The sequence below is a fragment of the Agrobacterium sp. 20P9.1.2 genome, assembly GCF_057799395.1.
Genome location: NZ_JBYOKI010000005.1, coordinates 29,810 through 48,187, shown reverse-complemented (window position 1 = coordinate 48,187; position 18,378 = coordinate 29,810). Strand labels below are relative to the sequence as shown.

14 protein-coding genes and 1 tRNA gene are annotated in these 18,378 nt (G+C 57.1%); 11 read left to right on the top strand and 4 right to left on the bottom strand.

All coding sequences use genetic code 11. The features are described from left to right. Positions 1-8: 8 nt before the first annotated feature. The 4 genes from AC27VJ_RS15155 to AC27VJ_RS15140 all read left to right on the top strand — a co-directional run bounded on the left by AC27VJ_RS15155 (position 9) and on the right by AC27VJ_RS15140 (position 4,539). Entirely contained in the window at positions 9-1,034 is a 1,026-nt protein-coding gene (locus AC27VJ_RS15155; protein ID WP_488684722.1) for an ABC transporter ATP-binding protein, read from the top strand. A gap of 63 nt (positions 1,035-1,097) precedes the next feature. Then, on the top strand, positions 1,098-1,883 hold the full coding sequence (locus tag AC27VJ_RS15150; protein WP_113088394.1) for a ThuA domain-containing protein: 786 nt from the start codon (positions 1,098-1,100) through the stop codon (positions 1,881-1,883). Positions 1,884-1,889: 6 nt separating this feature from the next. After that, positions 1,890-2,939, top strand: a complete 1,050-nt coding sequence (locus tag AC27VJ_RS15145; RefSeq protein ID WP_113088393.1) for a Gfo/Idh/MocA family protein — start codon at positions 1,890-1,892, stop codon at positions 2,937-2,939. Between the two features lie 310 nt (positions 2,940-3,249). Beyond that, the gene (locus AC27VJ_RS15140; RefSeq protein WP_488684721.1) at positions 3,250-4,539 is read left to right on the top strand and encodes a Gfo/Idh/MocA family protein; all 1,290 of its coding nucleotides are present in this window, start codon (positions 3,250-3,252) and stop codon (positions 4,537-4,539) included. A 330-nt stretch (positions 4,540-4,869) separates the two neighbouring features. Here AC27VJ_RS15140 and AC27VJ_RS15135 read toward each other — a convergent pair whose 3' ends face one another. Both AC27VJ_RS15135 and AC27VJ_RS15130 read right to left on the bottom strand, forming a co-directional pair. Then, entirely contained in the window at positions 4,870-5,619 is a 750-nt protein-coding gene (locus tag AC27VJ_RS15135) for an SDR family NAD(P)-dependent oxidoreductase (RefSeq protein WP_488684720.1), read from the bottom strand. 16 nt (positions 5,620-5,635) lie between these two features. Then, complete coding sequence (locus AC27VJ_RS15130) at positions 5,636-6,217, bottom strand: nucleoside 2-deoxyribosyltransferase (protein ID WP_353576739.1); 582 nt, start codon at positions 6,215-6,217, stop codon at positions 5,636-5,638. Between the two features lie 162 nt (positions 6,218-6,379). Here AC27VJ_RS15130 and AC27VJ_RS15125 point away from each other — a divergent pair, with 162 nt between their 5' ends. Continuing rightward, positions 6,380-7,006: a ribonuclease D gene (locus tag AC27VJ_RS15125; RefSeq protein WP_488684719.1), complete on the top strand. Its 627-nt coding sequence runs from the start codon at positions 6,380-6,382 to the stop codon at positions 7,004-7,006. 265 nt (positions 7,007-7,271) lie between these two features. Then, positions 7,272-8,873, top strand: a complete 1,602-nt coding sequence (locus AC27VJ_RS15120) for a hypothetical protein (protein WP_488684718.1) — start codon at positions 7,272-7,274, stop codon at positions 8,871-8,873. Between the two features lie 91 nt (positions 8,874-8,964). Here the strand turns inward: AC27VJ_RS15120 and rpsA are convergent, their stop codons facing one another. Then, positions 8,965-10,665, bottom strand: a complete 1,701-nt coding sequence (gene rpsA / locus AC27VJ_RS15115) for a 30S ribosomal protein S1 (RefSeq protein WP_113088387.1) — start codon at positions 10,663-10,665, stop codon at positions 8,965-8,967. Positions 10,666-10,834: 169 nt separating this feature from the next. Continuing rightward, positions 10,835-11,467 (bottom strand): (d)CMP kinase, encoded by a 633-nt coding sequence (gene cmk / locus AC27VJ_RS15110; protein WP_488684717.1) that lies wholly within the window; start codon positions 11,465-11,467, stop codon positions 10,835-10,837. A 227-nt stretch (positions 11,468-11,694) separates the two neighbouring features. Here cmk and AC27VJ_RS15105 point away from each other — a divergent pair, with 227 nt between their 5' ends. The 5 genes from AC27VJ_RS15105 to AC27VJ_RS15085 all read left to right on the top strand — a co-directional run bounded on the left by AC27VJ_RS15105 (position 11,695) and on the right by AC27VJ_RS15085 (position 18,368). Next, complete coding sequence (locus tag AC27VJ_RS15105) at positions 11,695-12,081, top strand: TIGR02300 family protein (protein WP_113088385.1); 387 nt, start codon at positions 11,695-11,697, stop codon at positions 12,079-12,081. Positions 12,082-12,232: 151 nt separating this feature from the next. Continuing rightward, positions 12,233-12,308: transfer RNA gene (locus AC27VJ_RS15100), tRNA-Ala, on the top strand. A 514-nt stretch (positions 12,309-12,822) separates the two neighbouring features. Continuing rightward, a complete protein-coding gene (gene treZ / locus AC27VJ_RS15095; protein ID WP_488684716.1) occupies positions 12,823-14,619 on the top strand; it encodes a malto-oligosyltrehalose trehalohydrolase in 1,797 nt (598 codons plus the stop codon). Positions 14,620-14,815: 196 nt separating this feature from the next. Next, a complete protein-coding gene (locus AC27VJ_RS15090; RefSeq protein ID WP_488684990.1) occupies positions 14,816-16,321 on the top strand; it encodes an ATPase domain-containing protein in 1,506 nt (501 codons plus the stop codon). A 10-nt stretch (positions 16,322-16,331) separates the two neighbouring features. Continuing rightward, positions 16,332-18,368, top strand: coding sequence for a hybrid sensor histidine kinase/response regulator (locus AC27VJ_RS15085; RefSeq protein WP_488684715.1), 2,037 nt, complete (start codon positions 16,332-16,334; stop codon positions 18,366-18,368). Positions 18,369-18,378: the final 10 nt, after the last annotated feature.

Here is an 18,378-nt window from a genome sequence, read left to right as displayed (position 1 = left end):
ACCCATTCATGACCAGCATACAATTGCGCAATATTCGCAAATCCTTCGGCGCTTTCGACGTCATCAAGGGCATCGACATGGATATCCGCTCCGGAGAATTCATGGTCTTCGTCGGCCCTTCCGGCTGCGGCAAGTCCACGCTGCTGCGGCTCATTTGCGGCCTGGAGGAAATCTCCGGTGGCGAGCTTTCCTTTGGCGGAGATGTCGTCAACCGGCTTGCACCTGCCCAGCGCGGTGTTGCCATGGTGTTCCAGTCCTATGCGCTTTATCCACACATGACCGTTTTCGAGAATATGGCCTTCGGACTGAAGCTGGCCGGATCGACCAAGGACGAGCGGCGCAAGCGCGTGGAAGCGGCAGCGGAGATGCTGCAGTTGACGCCCTATCTCGAGCGCCTGCCGAAGCAGCTTTCGGGCGGGCAGCGCCAGCGCGTTGCCATCGGTCGTGCCATTGTGCGCGATCCGAAGGTGTTTCTGTTCGATGAACCGCTATCCAACCTCGATGCGGCGCTGCGCGTGGCAACCCGTCTCGAAATAGCCAAATTGAACCGCAGTATGCCTGACACGACAATGATCTATGTTACTCATGATCAGGTGGAAGCCATGACGCTAGCGGACAGAATTTGTGTGTTGCGTGATGGCCGTGTCGAACAGGTCGGCACGCCGCTTGAACTATACGAGACACCCGTCAACACCTTCGTTGCGGGCTTCATCGGGTCACCGAAGATGAATTTCCTCACGGGCAAGCTTGCCGAAGCCTATGGCGCCCACACCGTTGGCATCCGGCCGGAACACATCACTGCGGCATCCGATGCCGGTGGCTGGACAGGTGACATCGTGCATTCGGAAATGCTGGGCTCGGACAGCTTTATCTATGTGGATATGGGCACAGACGAACCGGTGGTGGTGCGCGAAGAAGGCGTTTCCGCCCGACAGCCCGGCCAGAAGCTGACGCTTTCACCGCTGCCTGAACATATTCACCGCTTCGACGCGCAGGGCAACGCACTGCCCAAAGCACAAACGCGCGCCGCCTGAACCCATCGAGACCCTCTTCACCGGCAGTCCTCTCAACGCGCCGGTCCACCAAGGAGCATGACCATGACTATCAATACCGTCGTCTGGGGCGAAAACATCCACGAACACATCAATGAGACGGTTCGTTCGATCTACCCCAACGGCATGCACAACACGATCGCAGATGCGCTGAACCAGACGCCCGAGATCAATGCCACCACCGCAACCCTGCAGGAGCCGGAACACGGGCTTTCGCAGGAACGGCTCGATAACACGGACGTTCTGGTCTGGTGGGGCCACAAGGACCATGGCGCGGTTCAGGACGAGATCGTCGAGCGCGTTGCCAAGCGCGTCTGGGAAGGCATGGGCCTGATCGTTCTGCATTCCGGCCACTTCTCCAAGCCGTTCAAGCGCCTGATGGGTACACCCTGCGCGCTGAAATGGCGTGAGGCGGGCGAGCGTGAGCGTTTGTGGAACATCAATCCCCGCCACCCTATTACAGCAGGTCTGCCGGAGCATTTCGAACTCGAAAACGAGGAAATGTATGGCGAGCAATTCTCCGTGCCGGAGCCGCTGGAAACCGTCTTCATTTCATGGTTCCAGGGTGGTGAGGTGTTCCGTTCCGGTCTGACATGGCGTCGCGGTGCCGGTAACATTTTCTATTTCCGCCCCGGACACGAGACCTACCCGACCTATCACGATGCCAATGTGCAGAAGGTCATCAGCAATTCCGTGAAGTGGGCCTATAATCCGGCTGGCTCGCTGAAGAGCATTCACGAAGCGCCGAACGTGCCGGTCGACAAGGCACCGGAGAAAATCGAAGAGCGCGGCCCCAAGCTGCACTCTGCCGGCGAAGCAGGTTACAGGTAATCGATCATGAAACTTCTTATTCTTGGAACGGGCGGCATGGCCAATAATCATGCCATGCATTTCTCCCAGATCTCAGGCGTCGAACTGGTTGCGGCGGTGGATGTGGACGATGTCATCGTGCGCGCCTTTGCGGCGCGCCACAATATTCCGCTGACCTTCACCTCGCTGGACGAGGCGATTGCCTGGGGTGAATTCGACGCGGTTGCCAATGTGACGCCGGATGCGATCCACCACCCGACCAGCCTGAAGTTGCTGGCGGCTGGCAAGCATGTGTTTTGCGAAAAGCCACTGGCTGAAAGCTATGCCAAGGCAGCCGAAATGGCCGATGCGGCAGAAAAAGCCGGACTGGTGGCCATGGTCAACCTGACCTATCGCAATGTTGCACCGCTACAGGCCGCACGGCAGATGGTTCTGGACGGCAAGATCGGCAAGTTGCGTCATCTGGAAGCCTCCTATCTCCAGAGCTGGCTGGTCTCCAAGGCCTGGGGCGACTGGATGACGGAGAGCAAGTGGCTGTGGCGTCTCTCCACCAAGCACGGCTCCAATGGCGTACTGGGTGACGTTGGAATTCACATCCTCGACTTTGCCTCCTACGGCGCGGCAAGCGATGTGGAGCGCATCTTCACTCGCCTGAAAACCTTCGACAAATACGAAGGCAACAGGATCGACGTCTATGATCTGGACGCCAATGACAGCTTCACCATGACTGCCGAACTTGAAAACGGCGCCATGGGTGTCATCCATGCCAGCCGCTGGGCGACAGGACACCTGAACGAGCTTCGCCTGCGCCTGCATGGCGACAAGGGTGCCGTCGAAGTCGTCCACACGCCCGACTATTCCACGCTGCGCGGATGCCTGGGCGAGGATGTGGAAAAGGCGATCTGGAGAGACATCGAGGTCGAGCCTGTCGAGACCAACTACCAGAAATTCGCCAAGGCGGTGATGGAAGGTGGCACCGCCGATCCTGACTTCCGCCACGCAGCCAATCTGCAGAAGGTGCTCGATCTCTCGATCGTGACTGATCGCGAACGACGTGAGATTGCGGTTACGGCCTGATCAGAGCCGGCACATTACAATCAAAGAAAGGCGGCCTCTGAGGTCGCCTTTTTCTTTTGTTCCTATCTTATGCGGAATCCCTAAAAAGAGTGCGGTGCAGCATCAGAAATCTGCTTGCCTTGAAATGATAATATGACTTTAATGTCTAGATAATATCAGTTTGCAGGTACGATATGCGCTCCAGCTTTCGGCTCCCCTCCACGCAATTGCTTTCCGTCTAACGCGGAAAGCCGGCATCCGCCTGAGTTTCTGGCGGCGTGTCCAATGTGTGCGGAACCCCGAAACCACATGCAACATAAAGGGAAGAGAAGTGAAAATCGCCATTGTAGGGTGCGGATCACGTCACAAGATGTTCCGCGATTCCGTCACCGAGGATTATGCGGATAAACATGAGATCGTCGCTCTGTGCGACAGCAATGCGCATCGCCTGGGAGAGGCGGCGAATGCAATTTCCAAACCGGGCACCAATGGCGTTCCGACCTATCTTGCCGAAAATTTCGATCAGCTGATTGCCGAGCAGAAGCCGGACACGATTGTCGTGGCCACGCCGGATTTTCTGCATTCCGACTATATCGTGCGGGCTTTCGAGGCCGGTTGCGATGTGATCTGCGAAAAGCCGCTGACCATCGACCTTTCGCGGCTGAAGCAGATCGTGGATGCGCAGGCCCGCACGGGCCGCAAGGTGATGGTCACCTTCAACTATCGCTACTCCCCTGCCCGCACCCAGATCAAGGAAATGCTGACGTCCGGCGTGATCGGCAGGGTGACAGCGGTCGATTTTCGCTGGCATCTCGACCGCGTGCATGGCGCGGATTACTTCCGACGCTGGCACAGACACAAGGAAAATTCCGGCGGGCTTCTGGTGCACAAGTCCACCCACCATTTCGATCTTCTCAACTGGTGGCTGGCATCCGCGCCGACGCAGGTTTTCGCCTCCGGTCAGCGCGCCTTCTACCGCCCTGAAACAGCGGTGGAACTGGGGCTGCAAGATCACGGCCCGCGCTGTGCGGACTGTCCCGTGGCGGAAAGATGTGCTTTCCGCCTGGATCTTTCCGCCGACCCGCAACTGCGCGCGCTTTATCTCGATGCCGAAGACGAGGATGGCTATTTCCGCGACCGCTGTGTTTTCGATGAAGATATCGGCATTGAGGACACGATGCAGGCCCATATCCGCTACGCATCCGGTGTGACGGCCAATTACACGCTGACGGCCTATTCCCCTTGGGAGGGGCTGGAAATCCGTTTTCAGGGTACCAAGGGCGAGATTGTGCACAAGCACATCGAGGTTCACGGCGTATTCGGCGGCGTGCGTGACCATGCGGATGAGGAAGCCATTACCACCGAACTGCATCTGGCAGGCGAAAAGCCAAGGATGATCGAGGTTCCCAAAGCCACAGGTAACCATGGCGGCGCAGACCCGGTGATGCTCGGCTATATCTTTGCGCCCGACACGATGGAGCCGGATCGCTACAATCGCGCTTCCGACCATATTTCCGGGGCATGGTCGATTCTGACGGGGATCGCAGCAAATGCGTCTATCGAGACAGGATCGGCAGTGAACATTCAGTCGATGCTGACGTCGCGCGGCATTCGAATCTGACGTCAGGCGATGAACGACAGATGGGCGGGCGCAGCCTGCCCCAATGATCCAAGCGCAAATAACATCAAAGGATTTTGGGGATCTAAAAGTGGAAAAGCCTGCCGCGGGAGGAGGTGCGGCAGGCTTTAAACTTGATCGACAACTGGGAGGAGGAGTGTTGTCGATCCACATCTGGCGACGCTGGGAGGAGGAGTGCGTCGCTTCGATGATTTGAATATAGCGATGCCGACGAAATTTAACAGAGCAAGTCTCGCAATGCAGCAATGCATTATTGCATAGCTCAAAAAGGCCTGCACGGTTTTTCATCACATCCGCGTTTATACGCTGTGATCAGACGTCTCTATGCACCTGAAAACCGGCGAAAGATTGATTGACCGGCATCAATTCGATGGCGTTGATGTTGATGTGCTTGGGCTGGGACGCCACCCAATGGATGGTATTGGCGATATCGTCAGGCAGAATCGGATTGACGCCCTTGTAAAGCGTATCAGACGCATCCTGATTGCCACCGGTGCGAACGACCGTAAACTCAGTCTCGCACATGCCCGGCTCGATGGACGTGACGCGAACGCCCTTGCCATGCATATCCGAGCGCAGCCCCAGAGAAAACTGGCGCAAAAACGCTTTCGTGCCCGCATAGACATTGCCACCGGCATAAGGCCAATGGGCCGCGACGGAAGACAGGTTGATGACGATGCCGCGACGCTCGATCAAGACCGGCAGAAGATGATGGGTAATGTTCAGCAGGCCGGTGATATTGGTGTTGACCATGGTGTGCCAGTCCTTGAGCGGCACCTGCGGTGCAGCAGCCGTGCCAAGCGCCAGACCCGCATTATTGACCAATACGTCGATATCCTTGAATTCGGCAGGCAAAACCTCGAACTCCGACGCCATGGCGGCTTCATCGGTAATATCGAACACCATGCCATGGAAGTTCGATCCCAGCTCTTCGCCCAGCTTGGCGAGGCGATCTGCCCGGCGGCCCGTGCCGATGACTTTCCAGCCATCTTTCGCAAACAGTCTGGCCGTTGCCTGACCGAAGCCCGACGTGGCGCCAGTGATGAGAATTGTTCCGCTCATATGAATCTCTCCGCTATCAATCTGTCTTTTTAAGAAGGGCTTCGGCTGCCTGCCGCAAGCACTCTTTGAAGGCCGTCAGGTCGGTATAAAGCGCATCTTCCGGTGCATCACCCACAACGACGACACCGCCGCGGCGGACAATGCCACCATGCAACATGAGGTTATCCGCCATATCGAAGTTTTCGATGGAAAGGCCGTCGGCCCCGCGGTAACGCCCCGTTTCGTCCTGCGTCGCCTCATTGCCGTAATAGCCCATGATGCGCTTGAAATGATTGGCCGCGACATTGGTGTACGCAAAGACCGGCTTGCCCAAAGCGCACATGAAGCCGAGTTCGTAACTCGTGCCCGTATCCGCAGCAATGCCGCGAAAAGGCGTGAGGTTGGCGATGACGGCATCCGCCTCCAACATCATCTGCTCATCCACCGCATTGATGTTGCAGCCATGGCCGATCTTCGTATCTGCGGGCGGGATGTGCAAATCGCCCGGCGAGAGGGGCGTAAACCCGGCTTCGCGAGCAAGCTCTGCCTTGGCATCGAGCATTTCACGGGCATTCGGCAGAAACACTTCCGGCCCGGCGAGGTAAATTTTGACTGGCATGGGGATAAGGCACTTTTTAAAACAGAAAACTCCAGACAACCTAACCCGGTGCTTTGCGGAGATGCAAGGCCGCCTTGCGCGTAGAAAAGCACCATGAAACGGTATCGCGATCCCGCAGTTTCGGTTATTAGGCCCAGACCCAATCCAGCAGTGGAGATGAAGATGGCAGCGACGATCCGTTATCACGAAGGCGATATTTCCAAAGCCGATGCAGCCCGCTACACGGGTGCCGTCGCCATCGATACGGAAACGCTGGGACTGGTGCCGCGTCGTGACCGGCTCTGTGTGGTGCAGCTTTCGCCGGGCGATGGCAGCGCGGACGTGATCCGCATTGCCGCAGGCCAGAAGGAAGCCCCTAATCTCGTCGCCATGCTGGAAGACCCGGCCCGGCAGAAGATTTTCCATTATGGCCGGTTCGATATTGCCGTTCTTTTCCACACATTCGGCGTCACCTCCTCCCCTGTTTTCTGCACCAAAATCGCCTCGCGCCTTTGCCGCACCTATACGGATCGCCATGGGCTAAAGGACAATCTGAAGGAAATGCTGGAGGTGGATATCTCCAAGGCACAACAATCCTCCGATTGGGCCGCCGAAAAGCTTTCTCCCGCCCAGCTGGAATATGCCGCATCCGACGTGCTTTATCTTCACGCCCTGCGTGACAAACTGACGACACGGCTGATCCGCGACGGGCGCTACGAACATGCGGAAGCCTGCTTTGCCTTTCTGCCCACCCGTGCAAAGCTGGACCTGCTGGGTTGGGAAGACACGGATATTTTCGCGCATAGCTGATCGCCTCATGCGGCGAGCGATGCCTCTGCACACGCCATGGTTAGCGAAACGTTAATCTTTCACCTTCATCCTTGCTTTGATGATTCGATAATTTTCATGTGCCTGCGCTGCGAAAGCTGCGCAGCTGTTGAGCAATGCGCCGCATGAGCGGACGGGAATAAGACCTGTGTCGTCGCCAAAGGCCAATCTGTCAAAAGAGGCCTGTTCAAGCTGATATGTGTGGGCGTTTCACGCCGCACACCTGTCAACAAGAAGGGAGCGCACCATGCTGCCGCCTGTCAGTGCCGTTTCCGCAGTCGATGTTTCGTTTCAAACCGCCGGTTCGCGTCCGGACAACACGCAAACGCCAGTTCCCGTCCACCCCACTCCGCAAGTCGGACAGGAGGCCGCGACCGCTGGCGCCAGCGCGACGGTGCGCGCCGTATCCGGTGAGCTTCGCCTGTCCCAGAATGTCAGCGTGTTGGCCGAAACGCTGGGCAAGTTGATGAACATTGCCCGCATGGATGGCGAAGCCGCCGAGGCCTATGTAAACCGGCTGGTAGCAACCATGCAGACCCTGCCCGCAGAGCAGAAAGCCGGGCTGGAAAAGCAGCTTGGCAACATTTTGCACGGCATAAGCCTTTCCATGCTGGCCGATGTTCTGAAAAACTCCGCAGGGCCGGAGGCCGCGAGACTGGCTGTGATGTTCGAGCTTGCCCGCTCCAGCAATGCCGCCAAGGGCGCAAAAATATCCGTCTCTTCCTATTTGCAGGATCTGTTGCCGCAAAGTGCAGTGACCTTGCCGACACCAGCGCGCAATCCGTCTGCGATGCCCGTAGTGACCAGCGGCCTGCAGCTGGACACCACGGAAATCATTTTGCCGATGGATAAAAGCGAAGGTAAGACGCTTGGAAAGCAGGCTGCAACGCCAGCTGCTGAAACCGACGATCCGGCACTGCCAAAGCCAGCCGCAACCCTGTCAACATCAGGCACCGCCGCACCAGCAAAGCCGCTTGCTCAGAGCCCGGTTGCAGAGCAGATCACCCGCTTGGCCACTGCGCTGACGCCTTTACCAGTCACCAGCGCCACATTGGTGGAGAGTAGCGACACCGATTTGGTTGAGCTTCCCGTGAACCGGCCTATAACGAATCAAAGCCAGCCCGTGGAAGCTAGGGCACCCGAGGTCAAGTCCGGCCTGCCGGAAGCGGCCGTGCCATCGCGCATGCCACCAAGCGCGCCTCCCCAGGTGGAGGGCGACGGCACCAATCCAGTCATCGGCAACCAGCTTGCCGGTGCGACGGTCAAAGATATGGAAGCCCTGCTTTTCACCGCGCTTCTTGGCAAGTTGCCGGAGCGCGCCGAGGCGGCTGCGCTGCCCGCCCTGCTTCCGCCGCAGCCCGATGTGGATGCAGAGCATGCAATGAAACCTCATTTGGCAACGGTACCGGTGGCGCCGCATGTGAAACCGGCGGAAACCGCGCAGGATGAGGAAATGCTTTCCGCCGCCCGTCCGGAGATGGCGGCGGCACAGAGGATAGCCGCAGCGGCTGGAGACGCCGAAAATGCGATCTTAAACCAGCCGAGCCTGCATTCGGCGGTGGCAGCGTTGATTACCAAGGAAGGCATACCCCTGCCCTTCGTCAATTATCCGGCGGCCAAGGACGAACCGGATTCCGATGCTCCGCCACGCGGACGCTGGCCTTCTTCCGAAGGCAGTTCAGAAGGACAAGAGGACGGCGGAGAACAGACCGAACAGGGTTCGGACCAGGAAGAACGCACGGCCGCCAATGACGAGATCATCGACCATTCCGTATCTGAAGGTGCGAATGATGACGGTGCGGCTGGCAATGCCGAATCCTATTATCTGCGAATGAGCGGCTTTTCCTGAGCAAGCCTCATTTCGCGCCCACCGCCTTCGCAGACACGAAAAAACCCGCCGGATCGCTCCGGCGGGTTTCTCATTTCAAAGGCAGTGACGATTACTCGGTGCGGTTCTTCAGAGCCGCGCCGAGGATGTCGCCGAGCGAAGCGCCGCTGTCGGACGAACCGAACTGAGCAACAGCTTCCTTCTCTTCTGCGATTTCCAGAGCCTTGATCGAAAGCATGACCTTGCGATCCTTCTTGGAGAAGTTGACGACGCGGGCGTCGAGAACCTGACCAACCGAGAAACGCTCAGGACGCTGATCGTCACGATCGCGTGCCAGGTCGTTGCGGCGGATGAAGGATGTGAGGTCTTCGTGAGCAACCAGCTTCACTTCGATGCCGCCTTCGTTCACGCCGATAACTTCAGCGGAAACAACAGCGTTCTTGCGCAGTTCGCCGGATGTTGCGGCTTCGCCAACATTATCCTTGCCGAGCTGCTTGATACCGAGCGAGATGCGTTCCTTTTCGACGTCAACGTCAAGAACGACAGCCTTAACGGTGTCACCCTTGTTGTATTCTTCGATGACCTGCTCGCCTGGACGGTTCCAGTCGAGGTCGGACAGGTGAACCATGCCGTCAACGTCGCCTTCGAGACCAATGAACAGGCCGAATTCGGTCTTGTTCTTGACTTCGCCTTCGACTTCAGTGCCGGCTGGATGGCTGAACGCAAATGCCTGCCATGGGTTTTCGAGGGTCTGCTTGAGGCCCAGCGAAATACGACGCTTGGAAGGATCGACTTCGAGAACAACAACGTCGACGTCCTGTGTCGTGGACAGGATCTTGCCGGGGTGTACGTTCTTCTTGGTCCAGGACATTTCGGAAATGTGGATCAGGCCTTCGATGCCTGGCTCCAGCTCTACGAATGCACCGTAGTCGGTGATGTTCGTAACCGTACCGGAAATCTTCTTGCCAACTGGATACTTGGCAGAGATGCCATCCCAAGGATCAGACTCGAGTTGCTTCATGCCGAGCGAGATGCGGTGGGTTTCCTGGTTGATACGGATGATCTGAACCTTGACCGACTGGCCAATGTTGAGGATTTCCGAAGGATGGTTGACGCGGCGCCAAGCCATATCAGTGACGTGCAGCAGGCCGTCGATGCCGCCGAGGTCAACGAACGCACCGTAATCGGTGATGTTCTTGACGACGCCGTCAACAACCTGGCCTTCTTCGAGGTTCTGAACGATTTCAGAACGCTGCTCGGCGCGGGACTCTTCGAGAACCGTACGACGCGATACAACGATGTTGCCGCGACGCTTGTCCATCTTGAGGATTTCGAACGGCTGCGGGTTGTGCATCAGAGGTGTAACGTCGCGGATCGGACGAATGTCGACTTGGCTGCGTGGAAGGAACGCAACAGCGCCATCCAGATCGACGGTGAAACCACCCTTGACCTGGTTGAAGATAACGCCTTCGACGCGTTCGCCAGCTTCGAACTTGGCTTCGAGCTTGACCCAGCTCTCTTCGCGGCGAGCCTTCTCGCGCGACAGAACGGCTTCGCCCAGAGCGTTTTCAATGCGCTCAACGTAAACTTCGACTTCGTCGCCGACCTTGAGAGTGCCGTCCTTGGACTTCGCTCCGAATTCCTTCAGCGGAACGCGGCCTTCGACCTTGAGGCCGACGTCAACGATTGCAACATCCTTTTCGATCGCCGTGACGATACCTTTGGCAACATAGCCTTCGGCAAGGTCATTGGAAGAGAAAGACTCTTCGAGCAGGGCTGCGAAATCGTCGCGCGTGGGGGTAGCTACTGACATTAAATCTCCTGAGAGTGTTCCTGTTCAAGAACACAAAGCGCCGGGGGTTCGCGTTGATCACTCCCGAAATCCATGCCCGCCTCTTACATTGTGAGGCTTTCCGGCGCAGGACATGCTTTCGGGACATTCCGGTCTAAACGGGGGCCGAAGCTTCGGGTTCCCCGCAAATTCATCTGTTCAGGGCAGCATCGATAATCGATTTGGCCGCCTGAAACGCCGCCTCTATACCCATTTCCGACGTATCAAGCAAGTGCGCGTCTTCAGCTGGTTTCAACGGACTGTCGGCACGGCCCATGTCGCGCTCATCACGCTTTTTCACATCATCGAAAATCGCGTCAAAATCGGGCTCTCCACCGCTGGCAACAATCTCATCGTAGCGACGCCGCGCACGCACGCCCGGCGATGCCGTGACATAGAGCTTCACCGGCGCGTTAGGGCAGACTACCGTGCCGATATCCCGGCCATCCAGCACCGTGCCCGGCTCCTTTGCCGCAAAAGCACGCTGCGCTTCGACCAGCGCGCGCCGCACGGCAGGCATCACGGCCACTTTGGACGCAGCCTCTCCGACCTCGTGCTTTGCCAGCACGGCGCGGTCGAGGCCGGCCAAATCAAGTGTCAGTGCGGTCTTTTCGGCAACCGCCTCGTCATTCAGCGGCAAGCCGGCATCCAGCAGGGCCTTGGCGGTGGCGCGGTAGGTCAGCCCGGTATCCAGATGATGGAAACCATAGACGTCCGCAATCCTGCGCGAAAGCGTGCCCTTGCCCGCAGCAGCCGGTCCGTCTATGGCGATAGTGAATGTCATTATAGATATATCCTGCTCTGGCTTGGCCGAATGATGGGCTGACGCTTATTATAAGCGCTCATGCCGATCATCAAGAGAGGCTGAAAACCGTGTCGCCGTGCGGCCTTTGAAGTTTATCTTTGACAGGAAAGGCGTCAGCGATTAATGGGACCGGCTAGAATTTTACCGTCTACTGCCGGAAACACGGCGTAAACACCGAACTCATCTCACAATTTGAGGCTTAGACAGTGGCAAAAGCGGACCTTGGAACCAAGCGCACAGACCCGGATACCGGCAAGAAATTTTACGACCTGAATCGCGATCCTATCGTTTCTCCTTACTCGGGCAAGTCCTGGCCGCTTTCCTTCTTCGAGGAAACGACCGCTGCCAAGAAGATGGAACAGGCTGAAGAAGAAGAAGTCGCAGAAGTCGATACCGAAAACACGGAAGTCGAACTCGTACCGCTGGAAGACGCCGACGCCGACGCAAGCGCCGACGACATTCCAGATATCGACGGCGACGACGATGTCGAACTCGACGATGACGACGATACATTCCTGGAAGCCGACGAAGACGAAGATGACGACGACGTCTCCGGCATCATTGGCGTGAACGGCGACGACGACGACGCCTGATTTCCACATGATTTTTCGCCCGGCGTCAAAAAAATGTCGTCGGGCGAATTTTTCGGCTTGCCATTACCCAGAAGCGGAAGTATCAAGCCGCCACCGGAGCAGACAAGCGCTTCGGTTCCCGGAACCGGATCAAGAATGCCGGAACCCTTATGGGGCTATAGCTCAGCTGGGAGAGCGCTTGCATGGCATGCAAGAGGTCAGCGGTTCGATCCCGCTTAGCTCCACCAAATCTCTTTCAAGATAAATTTCCATTTAAATCCAAGCACATCAGTGATGTTTGAACTGTCGGTGCATTTTTCCGTCATGTGGTTCGTAGCATGTGGCGTGATATTCGGCTGAATGCCGACCATATCACGTCGTCATCGGCCCTCCTCGGGAACTATCCTCCTATCCTTTTGTTAGCGGCAGAAGAACTTGGAGAATAAAAGATGGCAGACAGGCCGGTTCACAGCTGCACTGAGACGCAATGATTGTTGCGCTTCCTCTCACAGCCTTCCCCCGCATTATTCCAGGACGTCACGAAGCCGACAATCGAGACGGATGCTGTGCTGGATACCTTGAACCACTTACGCACTTGATCGTTGAAGGTGAAATCGACCCGTCCTTTCTGATTACCCGTCGTATTGGGCGGGAAGACGGGCCGGAAGCCTACAAGACCTTCCGGGACAGCGGGATGGCTGCATCAAGGTTGTCATCCGCCTCCACTACCGACGCCAGAATAATGATCACAGGAACCATAGCATGCTCGATAAACTGGCGCTGACGAATGAAGAGACCGGCACCGTTGCCAACAATGCCTGGGGGCCGGTTCTGACCGAAAGTGGCACGCGCTTTCGGCTTTGGGCACCTAGCCAGAATGCCGTGAAACTTCGTCTTTCCGGCGATCACGCCATGACACGCTTGGGGGATGGCTGGTTCGATATTGAAATCGATCATCAGCCGTGTGGCGAGGCTTATGGTTTTGTGCTGGATAACGGCCAAGTGGTGCCAGACCCTGCTTCGCACGCGCAACAGACGGATGTCTCGGGCCTTTCGATATTGACGGACCCGAAGGCTTACGACTGGCAGCATTCCGACTGGCGTGGGCGCCCCTGGCATGAAACCATTGTCTACGAACTTCATGTGGGAGCCTTTACCCCGGAAGGCACGTTTCATGCGGCGGCTGCCAAGCTGGCGCAGCTTGCAGAGCTAGGCGTAACTGCTGTCGAACTTCTGCCGCTGGCACAATTTCCCGGGTCCAGAGGCTGGGGATATGATGGTGTGATGCATTATGCGCCGCACAATGCCTATGGCTCACCGGACGATCTCAAGGCCTTTATCGATACGGCGCATGGTCTGGGCCTGATGGTGTTTCTGGACGTGGTCTATAACCACTTCGGACCGGAGGGAAATTTCCTTAGCCAATATGCGCCAGCGTTTTTCCGTGAGGGCAAGCAGAATGACTGGGGCGACCAGATCGCTTTCGAATGCCCGGCGGTGAGACGTTATTTCATCGACAATGCGATTTACTGGCTGCACGAATTCCGGCTGGATGGCCTGCGTTTCGATGCGGTCAACGAAATCAAGGACGACGACAGCGAGACCCATATTCTGGAAGAGATTTCCACCACTGTCCGCAACAGCATCAGGGACCGCCATGTGCATCTGATGATCGAAAACCCGCCAAACGGTACGGACCTGCTGGCGCAGGAATTGTTTCTGGCGGACTGGAATGACGGGTTTCACCACGTCATCCACCGCATTTTGACCGGAGAAACCAGCGGGATTTTCGAGAAATTTGCGCCTGAACCTTTCGAAAAACTGCGCAAGATCATGGCCGAGGGTTATCTGGACCGTGGCGAACCGATCGTCAGCGATGCACTGCCGCCTAGCAGATGCCTGCCGCCGACTGCCTTCATCCATTTTCTGCAGAACCACGATCAGGTTGGAAACCGCGCGCTTGGCGACCGCCTGCATACGATAATCGATGAGCAGACCTACAAGACGCTGATGACGGTGCTGATGTTGTCGCCGCAGATTCCACTCATCTTCATGGGCGATCATTACAAGGACGACACACCCTTTCACTTCTTCGCCGATTACGACGGCGAACTGGCCGATGCGATGCGGGAAAACCGTGCGCCGGAGGCGGAAAACTTCGGCGGTTATCCCGAGGGGAAATCCGCAGAGGATATTCCCGACCCCAATGAGGAAGCGACATTTACCGGATCTAAAATCGATTGGGCACAGGCGGAGACCGCCAAGGGCAAAGCCTGGTCATCCTGGCTGCGCGGGCTGATAGAGGTCCGCCGCGAACACATCGTTCCGCAGCTGTCTGATGTCAAAGACTCCTCAGGCACCGTATTGTCCGCCCCTGAACAATGCGTTTTCGTGGACTGGACCATCGGCAGTATTGTGTTGCAACTGCGGCTGAACCTTTCAGACGAAACGATCCGGCTGGAGCCCGATCTCGGCACATGCCTGTGGCCGGTGGACGCGGAAGAATCAACGTCAGAGCTGCCTCCCGTGTCTGTAGCGTTCTTTTTTCGCGAGCGGTGACTGTCCGTAGTTGCTTTACGCGACTAACTTCAAAAAAATGACGATAATCAAGGCACTTACCGTCCAGAATGGTGGGGGATATCTTGCGTTTGGAACGGAACGCCCGCACAAATCATTTTAGTAGGTTAGTGATATAAAATGTTTCGCTCGTTATCGCTGATGACAGGCTACCGACAGAAGCGACAGATCAGGGATGATGATGAGAGAACCGCAAAGCAAGGCTACCACAGGCGTCGAAGGACTTGATGATATTCTGTCCGGGGGCCTTTCAAGGCGGCACGTCTTCTTGCTTGAGGGATCTCCTGGTACGGGCAAAACCACCATTGCCCTTCAATTTCTGATCGAAGGTGCTATTCGCGGCGAACGCTGTCTTTATATCAGCCTGTCAGAATCCGACGAGGAACTGCGCGATAGTGCTGCCTCCCACAATATGGTTCTCAACGAGAACATCGAAATCTTCGAGCTCGTACCGCCGGAAAGCCTGCTGGATAGCGAGCAGCAGCAGAGCCTGCTTTACTCATCCGATCTTGAACTAGGCGAGACGACGAAGCTCATTTTCGGTGCTTTCGAACGCATCAAGCCCGACCGTGTGGTCATCGATAGCCTTTCTGAAATCCGCCTGCTAGCGCAGAGTTCTTTGCGGTATCGACGCCAGATTCTGGCGTTGAAGCATTATTTCTCCAAGTCCGGCGCGACAGTCCTTTTGCTGGACGATCTGACAGCGGACGTACTGGACAAAACCGTGCATAGCGTCGTTCATGGCGTGATCCATCTGGAGGAGCTGTCGCCAAATTATGGCTCTGAGCGTCGCCGCGTTAGAATTCTGAAATATCGCGGTCAGGCCTATCGGGGTGGCTACCACGATTTCGTCATCCGCACCGGTGGCGTTGCTGTATTCCCTCGCCTTCGCGCCATCGAACACAAGACGTCGTTCAAGCGGGATACGCTGAGCAGCGGCATCGAGCGGCTCGACGGCCTTCTGGGCGGTGGAGTTGATCGTGGCTCCAGTACCCTGTTGATCGGCCCTGCGGGAACGGGCAAAAGCATTTTCGGCTTCCAATTTATCGATGCCGCGATCAAGCGCGGTGAAAAGGCCGCCGTCTTTGTTTTTGACGAAGAACTGGGCCTGCTTTTCAATCGCATGAAGGAAATGGGCATCGACCTCGAAAAATTGCGCGAGGACGGGCTGCTGCATATCGAGCAGCTGGATGCGGCGGAACTATCGCCCGGCGAGTTTGCGCAGCGCGTCCGGGAGCGGGTTGCGACCTATGATGCAAAAACGGTGCTGATCGACAGCGTCAACGGTTATCAGGCAGCAATGCCGGAAGAAAATGCGCTCATCCTGCATATGCATGAGCTACTGCAATTCCTCAACCGCCAAGGCGCCAACACGTTTTTGACCGTTGCCCAGCATGGTCTCGTGGGTGACATGAAATCGCCGGTCGATGTGACCTATCTGGCCGATACCGTCATTCTGCTTCGTTACTTTGAGGCAGCTGGTCGGGTGAGACGCGCCGTTTCCGTCATCAAAAAACGCACCGGCAGGCACGAAGACACCATCCGCGAATACAGAATCGACAGTCGTGGTTTGACGTTGGGAGAACCTGTCTCCGGCTTCCAGGGCGTGTTGCGCGGCGTGCCAGTGCTGACGGGTGAACAGCCGGCTCTTTCGCCGACGAACGGGAGTTCGGAAAATTTTTGATCCCGGACATTTGGCAATCGTCTATGCGCCGACCGGCAGAGACTCGCAAATCGCAGCATCCCTCCTGAAAGAGGCCGGGATACATTCCAAATCTGTCGATACGCTTTCTGAAATCGTCTCTAGCCTGGATGACGACGTCGCTTTCGTGGTCGTGACTGAAGAAACGTTGCGCTCCGCAGACCTGCGATCCCTTTCCTCATGGGTTGGCGCGCAGGCCGCATGGTCCGATCTTCCCTTCATCGTGCTGACCCATCGCGGTGGTGGGCCGGAGCGAAACCCGGCTGCGCTGAGATTGTCGGAAATTCTCGGCAATGTCAGCTTTATCGAGCGTCCGTTTCACGCAACGACCTTTATCAGCGTTTCGCGAACCGCCTTCCGAAACAGGCTTCGCCAGTTCGATGCCCGATTGCAGATCGAGGCATTGGCAGATGGCGAGCGCTGGCTTCAGACGGCGTTGAACGCCGGGCGTCTGGGATCGTGGGAACTCGATCTCGCCTCGAAAACGCTGATCTGCTCCAACAGATGCAAATCGATATTCGGCTACGCTCCACGAGACGAATTCGGCTATGAACACCTGCTCGCCAGCGTGCACCCGGAAGACCGCGACCGTATGCAGGCCGCCGTGCGCGAAACAATCGAAAGCGGCAAGGAATATGCCATCGAGTACAGGGTTATCTGGCCCGACGGATCCTTGCACTGGGCCGAGATCAATGCCCAGCTTGATCGTGACCGAAACGGCGTGGCTGTAAAGATGGTGGGCGTGTCCGCCGATATTACCGAGCGGATGGAGGTGCTGGAAAAGCAGCGCCTCATCAACGAAACGCTGGAATTGCGCGTGGCCGAACGCACGGCCGAGCTTTTGAAAGCCCATCAAACCGTCATGGCGGAAATGGAGCATCGACAACGGGCCGAAGAGCAGCTTCGTCAGGCGCTGAAGATGGAAGCCATCGGCCAGTTGACCGGCGGCGTCGCGCACGATTTCAACAATCTGCTGATGGCGGTCATGGGCAATCTGGAACTGCTGGCCAAACACGCCGCAGGCGACGAGAAGGCAACACGGCTGATCGATGGTGCCTTGAAAGGTGCCAAGCGCGGTGCCTCGCTAACCCAGCGGCTTCTGGCCTTTGCCCGCCGCCAGGACCTTCAGGTCAAGCCTGTGGATATGCCCAAGCTGGTGGAAGACATGGGCGATCTTCTGCGACGCTCCGTCGGATCGGCCATCACGCTGGAGTGGGCGCTGGGCACTCATATTCCTTTTGCGCTGGGTGATGCAAACCAGATCGAACTGGCGCTGCTCAACCTCGTCGTCAACGCGCGCGATGCGACGCCGGATGGCGGGACGATCACGCTGGGTCTGCGCGAAACACAAATTGCTCGCGACACGCCGGAGCTTGTGGCCGGAGATTACGTTGTGCTGTCTGTAACAGACACCGGCGTTGGCATGGACAGCGAGACGCTCAAGAAAGCCATTGATCCGTTTTTCTCGACCAAGGAACTGGGCAAGGGAACGGGTCTTGGCCTGTCCATGATCCATGGTCTGGCCTTGCAGCTGAAAGGCGCGTTGGTGCTGAAAAGCACCAAGGGCGAAGGTACGACTGCCGAATTGTGGATTCCGGTGAGCGACCGTGGCGCTGAGCAGATCAGCCTTTCGCCCACCCCCGCCGTGGTCGATTACTCTGCTGACAGGCGACTGAAGATTCTGATGGTGGACGATGACGCGCTCATCGCCATGAGTTCGGTCGATATGCTGGAAGACCTCGGCCATGATGTGGTGGAGGCAAGCTCCGGCAAACAGGCGCTCGACATCCTTGCCAGCGACCCGACCTTCGATCTGCTGGTCACCGACTTTTCTATGCCGGGAATGAATGGGGCAGAGCTTTCGAGAAAAGCGCGTGAACTGCTACCGGCCCTGCCCATTCTGATTGCCACGGGCTATGCCGATCTTCCTGAAGGAACGGACCTAGAAATCACCCGGCTGGGAAAACCCTATACGCAGGACCAGCTGGCAAGCGAAATCGCCAAGGTTCTAGCCTCGACCAGCATGTAGACGGTGAAGC